1 protein-coding gene and 1 pseudogene are annotated in these 2,564 nt (G+C 60.7%); both read right to left on the bottom strand.

Annotated elements, in window-relative coordinates; translation table 11 throughout:
* Positions 1–2,342: type VI secretion system tip protein VgrG (locus ACIOU6_RS27845; protein ID WP_401139938.1), on the bottom strand; the 2,342-nt coding region annotated here is incomplete at its 3' end.
* Positions 2,343–2,470: 128 nt separating this feature from the next.
* A pseudogene (locus ACIOU6_RS27850) lies at positions 2,471–2,564 on the bottom strand (type VI secretion system tube protein Hcp); the annotation flags it as partial.

Genomic DNA, 2,564 nt, shown 5'->3' on the forward strand with positions numbered 1-2,564 from the left:
AGGTTGCCCTTGCCGGGTTTTGGTGGTTCCGGGAACACTCCGGCGAGACTTTTCGCGCCGGTGTAGGCGAAGTTCGCCGCGTGCGCGGTGTACGGCCCGCTGGTGGCGTGGGTGATGCCGCCAGCGTTGTAGGTGGTGGCGCTGCCGCCGCCCTGAATCACCAGTTCGGTTTTCGCGGTGATGGTGATGCGGTCGGCGTTGGCGGTGATGTTGAGTTTGGCCAGCAGGTTGATGCTGTCCTTGAGCGCGCGCACATCGATGTCGCCGGACGCGGCCACCAGACGCCAACCCATGCTTTGCACGAACAGGCGCATGCCGCGACTGGCACTGGCCAGCAGGCGTTTGCCGATGGAGAGACTGGTGTGGCCGGTGCTGCTCAATGCCAGGTGTTCGCCAGTGGCGATGTGGCTGGAGCGCGGCGTGGTTAACGCAATGCCGGCGGGACTGGCCAGTACCAGATGCGGTTCAGTGAATTCCGGGAATTCGTTCGCCGTCATGTTCGCCGGGCCACTGCCGAGCACGCCTTGATGCTGGGCGTGTAAGGCTTTGGCCACGTCGTCCTGATCGCCGGCTTCCTGCGCTTGCAACTCCTTGGCCTGCACCGCAAAGCCGTCCTGCTGGTCGCTCGCGGTGGCGAGTCGCTCGGCAGTTTCCGGCAGATCCTTGTGGTGTTTCGACTCGTTTGGACGTGGCTCGGTGGTGATCAGCAGACCGGCACCGGCACGCACCGCGCCATGGCGGTCGGTGCGCAATTCGAAACCTTCGCCGCGCGGTTGCCCACCACTAGGGCGTGGATGCGTCAGGTAGCCGAGGTTGATCGCACTGGCGCCGTGGTCACTGCGCAGCGCGATGCTGATCTCGCTGGTGGTGTCGTCGATCCTCAGTTCGTTGGCGCGGCTGCCTTTGTATTCCTTACTCTTGACCGTGGCCAGGGTCTTGAAATCCGGCAGCTTGTACGGCGGCAGATTGGCGCCATGGTACAGACAACCGGTGATCAGCGGCTGGTCGGGATCGCCTTCAAGGAAGGTGATCAGCACTTCCATGCCAACGCGTGGAATGTTGATCGAACCAAAGGTTTCCGCTGCCCAACTCGACGCCACTCGCATCCAGCAACTGGTCATGTCGTCGTGCTTGCCTTCACGGTCCCAGAAGAACTGCACCTTCACCCGGCCGTACTGATCGCAATAGATCTCTTCGCCTTCCGGGCCGCAGACCACGGCACTCTGGGTGCCGAGGACTTTCGGTTTCGGGTGGTCGAGCGGCGGACGGTACGGCACGTCCCACGGGATCGCGCTGAAGCGGTTGCGGTAGCCTTGGTGGAAATCGTCCTTGTTGTCCGTGGTGTCGCTGGTCACCGACTCTTCCAACACTTGCGGCTGCTTGCCTTCGTGGAGGATTTCAGTGAGCAGCCACAGGTCGTTCCACGTCGGGTTGGCGTGTTCGGTCAGGGCGAGGAAATGCCCGGTGACGAGGATTGGTTGGTCGCTGTTGCCTTCGGCAAGACGATAGTCGCTGCGATGGCGTTCCAGCGCGCGATTAGCCAGATGTTTACCGCGCTCGCGATCAACGAACCGGCCCGGGTAGTCGTAATCTTCCAGATCCGGTTGGGCGCTGCTTTTGGCATCACTTTCCAGCTCGATCTTCGGCTTGATGAAGTCGTAATCGCGCCGAGTCGTGCGACTGGTGCGTGTGGCCAGGCGCAAACCAAAACGTTTGACCACCGGTCTGTCGGCGACCAGTCCGGAATCTTGTTGATAGGCCACGGGCGCGAGTTTCGGGAACACCGTCTGGTCATCGCCGAAGGTCAGTTTGTGACCACTGGCGGTGTGCTGGAAGTGGTAGTGAATACCTTCTTCCTCGCACAGGCGCTGGATGAAATCGAGATCCGATTCGTCGTACTGCACGCAGTAGATGCGCTCTGGGTAAATCGCGCTCAGCTGGAAGTGGTAATCGCTGGCGAGGATGCCGTGTTCTTCCAGCACCTGGCTGATGATCTGCTGCACGGTCATCTGCTGGAAAACGCGCTGATTGACCCGATGCGCGAGGTACGCCAGTTGCGGGCGCAGGGAGATTTTGTAGCGGGTCAGGCGCTTTCCGGCCTCGCCCTGGGCGATGCTATAGACCAGCCCGTGAATGCCGGTGCCGGTCGGAGACAACTGAAGAAACGCCAGTTTGTGCAGCACGCTTTCGAGGTTGATCGCAGCCTTTTCGCTGACCAGTTCCAACTCGAATTCGAAGGGGGTGTTGAGTGCCTCCCGGCCGGTAAACGACAAGACCTGGAAATCGGTTTCCACGCCATCGACGGTCAGGTTGAAATGAGGCTGGTTGGCCGGTGAGAACATCCCATGTTCCTCGCGCAATGCTGCGACGCGCAACAGCCTGATGGTGGGCTGGTGGCGAAAAATTCTTTAAGTAGTGAGTGTGCCTCGACCGGCGAAACCGGCCGAGGCGGTAAAACCATCAGCCGCGATTAAACGACTGGAGCACGCCAGTCATCGGAACCCGAAGTACCGGATACTTCGTGGGTCCAGGTGATTTTGCGGTAGGTGAACTGCACTTCTTCC

This window comes from Pseudomonas sp. NPDC087615, from assembly GCF_044743445.1.
Lineage (GTDB): Bacteria > Pseudomonadota > Gammaproteobacteria > Pseudomonadales > Pseudomonadaceae > Aquipseudomonas > Aquipseudomonas baetica_A.